This is a genomic window from Cognatilysobacter lacus, from assembly GCF_008274655.1.
GTDB lineage: Bacteria > Pseudomonadota > Gammaproteobacteria > Xanthomonadales > Xanthomonadaceae > Cognatilysobacter > Cognatilysobacter lacus.
Genome location: NZ_VTRV01000118.1, coordinates 1 through 8679, shown reverse-complemented (window position 1 = coordinate 8679; position 8679 = coordinate 1). Strand labels below are relative to the sequence as shown.

At 69.2% G+C, this 8679-nt stretch carries 7 protein-coding genes; 2 read left to right on the top strand and 5 right to left on the bottom strand.

Annotated elements, in window-relative coordinates:
• Positions 1–1413: DEAD/DEAH box helicase (locus tag FW784_RS10395; protein ID WP_149353275.1), on the bottom strand; the 1413-nt coding region annotated here is incomplete at its 3' end.
• A 193-nt stretch (positions 1414–1606) separates the two neighbouring features.
• Here FW784_RS10395 and FW784_RS10390 point away from each other — a divergent pair.
• Both FW784_RS10390 and FW784_RS10385 read left to right on the top strand, forming a co-directional pair.
• Positions 1607–3160, top strand: a complete 1554-nt coding sequence (locus FW784_RS10390) for a protein adenylyltransferase SelO (protein ID WP_149353277.1) — start codon at positions 1607–1609, stop codon at positions 3158–3160.
• Between the two features lie 35 nt (positions 3161–3195).
• The gene (locus tag FW784_RS10385) at positions 3196–5070 is read left to right on the top strand and encodes an ATP-binding cassette domain-containing protein (protein ID WP_149353274.1); all 1875 of its coding nucleotides are present in this window, start codon (positions 3196–3198) and stop codon (positions 5068–5070) included.
• Here FW784_RS10385 and FW784_RS10380 read toward each other — a convergent pair.
• The 4 genes from FW784_RS10380 to ftsY form a co-directional block, all read right to left on the bottom strand.
• A complete protein-coding gene (locus tag FW784_RS10380) occupies positions 5067–5342 on the bottom strand; it encodes an oxidative damage protection protein (protein WP_149353273.1) in 276 nt (91 codons plus the stop codon). The two genes, FW784_RS10385 and FW784_RS10380, sit on opposite strands and share 4 nt — an antisense overlap.
• A 1-nt stretch (position 5343) precedes the next feature.
• Positions 5344–6402, bottom strand: a complete 1059-nt coding sequence (mutY, locus tag FW784_RS10375) for an A/G-specific adenine glycosylase (RefSeq protein ID WP_149353272.1) — start codon at positions 6400–6402, stop codon at positions 5344–5346.
• The gene (locus FW784_RS10370; protein WP_149353271.1) at positions 6392–7627 is read right to left on the bottom strand and encodes an AsmA family protein; all 1236 of its coding nucleotides are present in this window, start codon (positions 7625–7627) and stop codon (positions 6392–6394) included. The genes mutY and FW784_RS10370 overlap by 11 nt, the downstream gene beginning before the upstream one ends.
• A 38-nt stretch (positions 7628–7665) precedes the next feature.
• Positions 7666–8679, bottom strand: a 1014-nt coding sequence (gene ftsY / locus FW784_RS10365; protein ID WP_235893650.1) for a signal recognition particle-docking protein FtsY, incomplete at its 5' end; no start/stop codon positions are given.

Genomic DNA, 8679 nt, shown 5'->3' with positions numbered 1-8679 from the left:
GCGTTCGAAACGCGGCGGCCGGTCGCGATCGCGGCCCGCATCGCGTGCTTCACGCTGCTGCGCCTCGCGCAGCGGATCGCGGCCGGTCGGCATCAGCAGCGGCGATTCGCCCTGCAGCAGGTGCGCCAGCGCTGCGGCGATTTCGACTGCGGGCACGTCGCGTTCCTGCTCGAAACGCTCGACGAGATCGCGGTACATCTGCAGATCCGGCGCCTCAAGTGCGTCGGAGATGCGCGACAGGAACCGGTCGACGCGACGCTCGTTAACCGCCTCGATCGTCGGCGCTTCCATCGGCTCGATCGGCTGCCGCGTCGCGCGCTCGATCGCCTTGAGCATGCCGCGCTCGCGCGGTGTCACGAACAGGATCGCTTCGCCGGTACGGCCCGCGCGGCCCGTGCGGCCGATGCGGTGCACGTAGCTCTCGGTGTCGTACGGGATGTCGTAATTGAGTACGTGGCTGATGCGGTCCACGTCCAGGCCGCGCGCGGCGACGTCGGTTGCCACGAGCACGTCGATGCGACCGTCCTTGAGCTGCTGCACGATCTTCTCGCGCTGCGCCTGCTGGATGTCGCCATTGAGCGCCGCGGCCGCAATACCACGCGCTGCGAGCTTGTTGGCCAGTTCCTCGGTCGCGATCTTGGTGCGCGCGAACACGATCATCGCGTCGTACGTCTCGGCCTCGAGCACGCGGGTGATCGCGTCGAGCTTGTGGTGCCCGCTGACGGAAACGAAACGTTGCCGGATGTTCGCCGCGGTCGTCGTCGTCGACTTGATCGCGATCTCGACCGGGTCCTTCAGGTGCGTCTGCGCGATCCGGCGGATCGGCGCGGGCATCGTTGCCGAGAACAGCGCCACCTGGCGGGTCGGCGGCGTGGCGTCGAGCACGGCCTGCACGTCGTCGATGAAGCCCATCCGGAGCATTTCGTCGGCCTCGTCGAGCACGAGGCAGCGCAGCTCCGAGAGGTCCAGCGTGCCGCGCTTCATGTGGTCGATGACGCGGCCCGGTGTACCGACGACGACATGCACGCCGCGCTTGAGCGCGCTGAGCTGCGGTGCGTAGCCCTGGCCGCCGTAGATCGGCAACACCTGGAAGTTCGGCAGGTAGGTCGCGTACTTCTGGAACGCCTCGGCGACCTGGATCGCGAGCTCGCGCGTCGGCGCCAGCACGAGCGCCTGCGGCTTGAACTTCTTCGGATCGATCTGCGCCAGGATCGGCAGCGCGAACGCGGCGGTCTTGCCGGTGCCGGTCTGTGCCTGGCCGATCACGTCGCGGCCGGCCAGCAGCGGCGGGATCGTCGCGGCCTGGATGGGCGAGGGCGTCTCGTAGCCGACATCAGCCAGCGCGCGCAGCAGCGGCGCGCCAAGGGCGAGGTCGGTGAAGTTGAGGGGGGTCGGTTCTGTTTCGTCGCTCATGGCGTGATCTCGGCACCGGTCGGGCCGGTCGGTCTGGGTCGGCAGTCTACCGGGCGCGGCGCATTCCGGCCGTGGACGCACGCTCGGGCGGCAGCGGCGCGGCGCGTTGCGCGCGTCCTCGCACGCTCCATGACGGTGCACCGATACGATGCCTGGCCAAGGCGAGCCAGCATCGTCGGAGCCACTGATGAGCCTGTCCCAGCTGCGGTTCGACAACCGTTTCGTCGCGCACCTTCGCGGGGACGATCGCGACGGCGGCGGCGTGCGCCAGGTGCATGGGGCGCTTTGGTCAGCGGTGAACCCGACGCCGGTCCCGTCGCCGCACGTCCTGGCGATTTCGCGCGAAATGCTGGCGACGCTCGGGATCGGCGAAGCCGAGGCGGCCTCGGCGGAATTCGCAGCCGTTTTCGGCGGCAACGCGCTGCTGGACGGCATGCGGCCGTACGCCTCGAACTATGGCGGCCACCAGTTCGGTCACTGGGCCGGCCAGCTCGGCGACGGTCGCGCCATCATGCTCGGCGAGGTCATCGGCGCGTCCGGCCAGCGATGGGAACTGCAGCTCAAGGGCGCCGGACCGACCCCGTATTCACGAACGGCCGATGGCCGCGCGGTGTTGCGGTCATCAATCCGCGAGTTCATCTGCAGCGAGGCGATGCACCATCTGGGGGTGCCGACCACGCGCGCGCTCAGCCTGGTCGCCACCGGCGACGACGTCGTCCGCGACATGTTCTACGACGGCCGCGCGGCGGCCGAGCCCGGCGCGGTGGTCTGCCGCGTCGCGCCCTCGTTCATCCGGTTCGGCCACTTCGAGCTGCCTGCATCACGTGGCGACCTGCCGCTGCTGCAGTCGCTCGTGCGGTTCTGCATCGGGCGCGACTACCCGCACATCGACCCTGACTCGCCGAACGCACTGGGCGACTGGTTCGCCGAGATATGCGAGCGCACCGCCGTGATGGTCGGCCACTGGATGCGCGTGGGTTTTGTGCACGGCGTGATGAACACGGACAACATGTCGATCCTCGGCCTCACGATCGATTACGGCCCCTACGGCTGGGTCGACAACTACGACCCCGACTGGACGCCCAACACCACCGACGCGCAGCACCGCCGCTATCGCTTCGGGCAGCAGGCGGCGGTCGCCTACTGGAATCTGGGGCGCCTCGCGGGCGCGCTGGCATCACTGGAGCCCGACGCGGCGCCGTTCCACGCGGGCCTGGCGCGCTATGTCGAGGCCTACGAGGGGACCGAGCGCGAGAATGCGGTCCGCAAGCTCGGGCTGGGCAATTTCCGCGAAGGCGACGTGGAGCTGATGCGATCGCTGGAGCAGTGGATGCGCGACGCCGAAGTGGACATGACGCTGTTCTTCCGTGGCCTCGCGGCGATCGATCCTGAATCGCCGATGCCCGACACGCTGACGGACGCCTTCTACAACGACGCCAGGAGCGCCGCCGCGCAACCGACGTTCCAGGACTGGCTGGGGCGCTACCGCGAACGGGTGCGACACGTGGATCGGAGCGCGCGCCGTGAACAGATGCGCCTCGCCAACCCGCTCTACGTGCCGCGCAATTACCTCGTCCAGCAGGTGATCGACCGCGCGACCGCCGGCGATCCGTCCGGCATCGCCGAGCTGCTCGACGTCCTCCGGCGTCCGTATGACGAGCGGCCGGGCCGCGGCGTGTTCGCCGGTCGCCGTCCGGACTGGGCGCGCGACAAGCCCGGCTGTTCGACGCTGTCCTGCAGTTCCTGAGCCGGGCTGCGACGCGCAGCGCGTAAACTAGGTGCATGCCCCTTATTACCCTCCAGTCCGTCGACTTCAGCGTCGGCGGCCCGCTGCTGCTCGACCATGTCGAACTGTCCATCGACCCCGGCGAGCGCATCGCAGTGATTGGCCGCAACGGCGCGGGCAAATCCACGCTGCTCAAGCTGATCGCCCAGGAGATCCACCCCGACGACGGCGAAGTGCGCTACGAAGCGGGCGTCCGCGTGGCGCGGCTCGAGCAGGAAGTGCCTGCCGATACGGCTGGCGACGTGTTCGACGTGGTCGCCGGCGGCCTCGGCGAGCAGGGCGCGCTGCTGGCGCGCTACCACCACCTCAGCCACGCAGCCGAAGTGGACACCGACGCGCTCGCTGAAGTGCAGTCGCGCATCGAAGAGCTGGGCGCGTGGTCGCTCGACCAGCGCGTCACGGAGACGCTCACCCGCCTGTCAATCGACGGCGACCGGCCGTTCGCCGGGCTGTCTGGCGGCATGCGCCGCCGCGTGATGCTCGCGCGCTCGCTCGTGTCGCAGCCGGACGTGCTGCTGCTCGACGAGCCGACCAACCATCTCGACATCGAATCCATCGACTGGCTCGAAGGCTTCCTCAAGAGCTGGCGCGGCACGCTGGTGTTCATCACCCATGACCGCCGCTTCATGCGCGCGCTCGCGACTCGCATCGTCGAAATCGATCGTGGTTCGCTGACCAGCTGGCCCGGGGACTGGGACAACTACCTGCGCCGCCGAGAGGAGCGCCTGCACTCCGAATCGCAGGAGAACGCCCGCTTCGACAAGATGCTCGCGCAGGAAGAGGTCTGGATCCGGCAGGGCATCAAGGCCCGCCGCACCCGCGACGAAGGCCGCGTGCGGCGCCTGAAGGCGATGCGCGACGAACGCATGCAACGCCGCGACCAGACCGGCAAGGTGCGCATGGAAGCCGCGCAGGCCGATGCCTCGGGCCGCAAGGTGATCGAGGTGAAGGATGTCTCGGTCGTGCTGGGCGGCCGCACGATCCTGCGCGACGTGTCCACCACGATCATGCGTGGTGACCGCATCGGCCTGATCGGCCCCAACGGCAGCGGCAAGACCACGCTGCTGAAGACGCTGCTCGGCGAGCTCACGCCCGATGCGGGCGAAGTGCGTGCAGGCAGCAACCTGCAGATCGCGTATTTCGACCAGTACCGCGCGACGTTGCGCGAGGACTGGAACGCCATCGAAAACGTCGCCGAGGGCCGCGAATTCGTCGAGTTCAATGGCCGGCGCAAGCACATCATCGGCTACCTGCAGGACTTCCTGTTCACCCCCGAACGTGCACGCGCGCCGATCACCCGCCTGTCCGGCGGCGAGCGCAATCGCCTGCTGCTCGCGCGCCTGTTCGCGCAGCCTTCGAACCTGCTGGTCATGGACGAACCGACCAACGACCTCGATGTGGAGACGCTCGAGTTGCTCGAGGATCTCCTCGGCGATTACTCGGGCACGCTTCTGCTCGTCAGCCACGATCGCGATTTCCTCGACAACGTGGTGACGTCCACACTGGTGATGGAAGGCGACGGGCGGGTCGGTGAATATATCGGCGGTTATACCGACTGGGTCCGGCAGCGCTCGGCACGTGTCGACGTGCGGCCCGGTCGCGGAGAACCGCCGCAGGCGCCCCAGGCCGCGGCGCCCGCCGTGGCCACGCCGAAGCGCAAGCTCAGCTACAAGGAAATGCGCGAGCTTGAAGCGCTGCCCGCCCGTATAGAAACGCTCGAGGCTGACGTCGCTCGCCTCACGGACGCACTGGTCGACCCGTCGTTCTATTCACGCAATGCCGTTTCGAAGAGCGCCCACAGCGTCGAGATGGCACGCGCGCAGGCCGAGCTGGACGCCGCCTACGCGCGCTGGGCCGAGCTCGACGCCTAGCGCGGCGCGGCTTCGACGAAACCCGGCGGCTTCTGCGCGCCGTCGCCGAAGAGGAATTTCTCCATCTCTTCGGCCAGCTGCGCGCGGTGCTTCGGGTTCATCGGCGACAACCGATTCTCGTTGATCAGCATCGTCTGATGCGCTAGCCACGCGGCCCACGCCTGCTTGCCGACGCGGGCATACACGCGCTGCCCGAGTTCGCCGGGCCACGGCACGAAGTCGAGCCCTTCGTCCTCGCGCTTGAGCCAGATGCAGTCGACGGTACGGGGCATGTCAGTTCTCGAAGAGGCGGTTGAGCAGGGTGCGGACCGGCGCTGGAACACCGAGCGATGCGATGTCGGACTGCGTTACCCAGCCACTGTCCGCGTCGGCGATGCGGGTCGCGCCGGCGAGCCTGTGCAGGCGGGGGCGCAGCGTCAGATGGTAGTGCGAGAACCCGTGCGCGATGTCGTCGAGCCACATCGATTCCTCGGCGTCGACCGCGTGGCGGCCGAGCCAGGAAACCGCACCGGCTTCGTCTTCGAACTGTGGGAGCGACCATAGCGACGCCCACACGCCGGTAGGCGGACGTCGCTGCAGGAGAACGTCGCCGGCGTCATTGCGCAGCACGAGCAAGACGGCGCTGCGGCGCGGCAGCGTCCTTGCGGGGCGTGGCGTCGGAAGCTCGTTCTGGCGCCCCTCGGCGAAGGCGATGCAGTCGATCTGCAACGGGCAGTCGACGCAGGCCGGCCGGCTGCGCGTGCAGAGCGTCGCGCCGAAATCCATCTGTGCTTGCGTGTAGTCGGCGAGGCGATCCGGCGCAAGCGCGGCGTCGTCAACGTGCGCCTGTGCGAACGACCAGAGTCGCCTCTCGACCGCGGGTGCTCCGGGCCAGCCGTCGACGCCGTGGAATCGCGCGAGAACGCGCTTGACGTTTCCGTCGAGGATCGCGTGCCGGTCGTTCCATGACTGCGAGGCGATCGCGGCGGCCGTGCTTCGACCGATGCCGGGCAGTGCGGCGAGCGCGTCGACGCTGCGCGGCAGCTCGCCGCCATGGAACTCCAGGCAGAGTTTCGCGGCAGCCTGCAGGTTGCGGGCGCGGCTGTAGTAGCCCAGGCCCGACCAGAGCGCGAGTACCCGGTCCGGCGAAGCGGCCGCCAGCGCCGGCAGGTCGGGCAGCGCGTCGACGAATCGCAGGAAATACGGGACCACCGTGGCAACCTGCGTCTGCTGCAGCATCACCTCCGAGAGCCAGACGCGGTACGGAGAGCGCGGGTGCTGCCATGGCAGGTCGTGTCGGCCGTGGACGTCGAACCAGGCGAGCAGGCGCGTCGCGAACGCGTCAGTCGTCATCGCGGAACTCGACGTCGACCCCTTCGAGCTTCGCGCCGGGGATATCCAGCCGCGGCGTGCTCACGTGGCCATCCAGCGGCGGCAGCGGTGTGCCGCGCGCCGGTGTGTCGAGCCATGCAAGGACACGCGGCAGCCTGAAACGGCCCTCGAAACGCGACACGCCGGAGGCGAGCCGCAGCGACGTCTCGCCCGAAAGGTCGGTCGGTCCGTCATAGTGCAACTGCGTGGGAAGCGGCCCCGCGGGGCGGCCGATCGGTGCCGGGAGCGCTGGCCAACCCGCCGGCCAGTGCGTGATACGGCCCTCGAGCTGCAGCGCCAGTGTCGTCGTCCAGTCGAGCGTGCCGCCGCCGCGCATGTCGGGAATCTCTCGGCCCTGCCGTAGCGCCAGGCCGAACGGCGCGATGTGCAGGCCCTGTGCGTAGCGGGCGTCGCCAGCCAACCCGAGGTCGAAGGGCAGATCGATGGACGCGGCCGCGTAGTGCGCCTTCGCGCGCATGACCATGGCGTCGAGTGCCACCCCGCGGGTCAGCGCCGGGCGGCCGCGAAGCACGAGATCGAGCGGCAAGCGCCATTGCGGCCGCTCGACCACCAACTTCCCCGCGACACCGAGCCCCGCCGGCATCTCCGGGCGTGCCAGCGTTGCCGCGAGGTCGAATGGCATCGTCGTGTCGCCTGCCAAGACGCGACCAACCAGCGCTGCCCGCACGGGTCTGCCGGGCGCGAGGCGCGGCACGTTCGCCCGCAGGCCTTCGATCGTCCAGCCTTCGCCCGAGATGCCGCCGTCGGTGACGAGCAGTCCGTCGGTCAGCGTCGGCACCGGGCGCTTCGGCGTTGGCGGTCGCGTCGTGAGCCAGCGTTGCAGGGCCGCGATGTCCAGGCTGGGCCGTTCGAGTTCGACACGGTGCACCGTCAGGTCCGCCCCGCGCGACTTCAGCGTCGACCAAGGCACCGAAAGCAGCAGGCGGTGCGCCGTCAGCACCGGCGTCGCGTCGCCGTCGCGCTGCGCGGTGACGTCGCGCAATACCAGTTTCGGCGTGCCGCGCAGCGTGTATTCGCTCGCGCCCTTCGCGGTAATCCGAAGGCCCAGCGCGCGGCTCGCCTGCGACAGCACGAGGTTCGCGACCTGCTGCGGACGCGACGCCCAGCGCAGAAGCCCGGCCAGCAACGCGATCAGCACGATCGCGACCACGAGGACGATGCGACCGCGCGTTGGCCGGCGTGGCATATCGTCGCGCGGCGCCTGATCGGGGCGGTCGTCGACCGTCATCCGCCGCCGAGCGACTCCGGAAGCAACGCAGCCACGAACGCGGCCGCGTCGAACACGCGCAGATCCTCGGGCCGTTCGCCGATGCCGGCGAAGCGGATCGGAATGCCGAACTCGCGCGCGAGCGCGAACACCACGCCGCCCTTGGCCGTGCCGTCGAGCTTGGTGACGACAAGCCCGGTCACGCCGATTGCCGCATTGAACTGGCGCACCTGCGAGATCGCGTTCTGGCCGGTGGTGCCGTCGATGACCAGCAGTACTTCGTGCGGCGCGGCCGGGTCGAGCTTCTGGAGCACGCGCTTGATCTTGCCCAGTTCGGCCATCAGTCCCTGCTGCGTGTGCAGCCGGCCGGCGGTGTCGGCGATGAGAACTTCGATGCCGCGCGCTTTCGCCGCCTGCAGTGCATCGAACGCGACGGACGCGGCATCGGCATTCTGTCCCTGCGCCACCACGGGCACGCCGTTTCTATCGCCCCACGCCTGCAGCTGCGCAACGGCAGCGGCACGGAACGTGTCGCCGGCAGCGAGCATGATCGGATGGCCTTGGTCCTTGAAGCGCTTTGCAAGCTTGCCGATCGTGGTGGTCTTGCCGACCCCGTTGACGCCGATCGTGAGCAGCACGAACGGACGCGCACCGCGGTCGATGACAAGCGGCTTCGACACCGGCGCGAGGATCGCGAGCAGATCGGCGCGCAGCGCGTCCAACAGCGCCTGCGCATCGGCGAACTCGCGCGACTTCATGCGGCGACGGAGATCCTCGACGATCTCGGTCGTCGCGGTAATGCCGACGTCGGCAGTGATCAGCGCGGTCTCGACCTCGTCGAGCAGGTCGTCGTCGAGCTTCGGGTTGCGCGAAAACAGCCCTGAAAGTGAGCGGGTGATCGTGTTGCCGCGCAGGCGGTCCAGCCAGCCGCGCCTGCCCTCCGCCGCGGCCGGGGCGGTCGGCACGGCACCGGTGACGTCGACTTCGGCTTGCGAGTCACGCCATGCGGCGCGTGCGGGTGTGTCTCCGTA

Excerpts from the sequence above, each read along its gene's own strand:
- FW784_RS10385 (WP_149353274.1), top strand. The coding sequence starts at position 3,196 with ATGCCCCTTATTACCCTCCAGTCCGTCGACTTCAGCGTCGGCGGCCCG.
- FW784_RS10380 (WP_149353273.1), bottom strand. The coding sequence starts at position 5,342 with ATGCCCCGTACCGTCGACTGCATCTGGCTCAAGCGCGAGGACGAAGGG.
- mutY (WP_149353272.1), bottom strand. The coding sequence starts at position 6,402 with ATGACGACTGACGCGTTCGCGACGCGCCTGCTCGCCTGGTTCGACGTC.
- FW784_RS10370 (WP_149353271.1), bottom strand. The coding sequence starts at position 7,627 with ATGCCACGCCGGCCAACGCGCGGTCGCATCGTCCTCGTGGTCGCGATC.